1 pseudogene is annotated in these 266 nt (G+C 53.4%); it reads left to right on the forward strand.

Annotated features, from left to right (window positions below):
- Positions 1-182: pseudogene (locus R0J87_RS21135) on the forward strand (hypothetical protein); the annotation flags it as partial.
- Positions 183-266: the final 84 nt, after the last annotated feature.

Below are 266 nucleotides of genomic sequence, written 5' to 3' on the forward strand. Positions count from 1 at the left end.
GTAATACCGGACGGTCCACCGGTCCGCATCTTCATTATGAGTTGCTGAAGTACGGACGCGCCGTGAATGCCATGAAGGTACCGCTGCCTCAGGCTGAACCTGTGCCCAACAAAATCCGAACCGACTATCGTAAACTGGCGAACCGGGAACGGCAGAACCTGCTGGCGGTTATGCCGGGGTAACAATGAAAAAACGCATCGTTTGATGCGTTTTTTTGCTTTATAGCCTGTATGTTGCAGCGATGGGGCTTAGCCCCGTGCGTGTAG

Origin of the sequence: Halomonas sp. SIMBA_159 (assembly GCF_046536035.1) — a bacterium.
GTDB classification, from domain to species: domain Bacteria; phylum Pseudomonadota; class Gammaproteobacteria; order Pseudomonadales; family Halomonadaceae; genus Vreelandella; species Vreelandella venusta_A.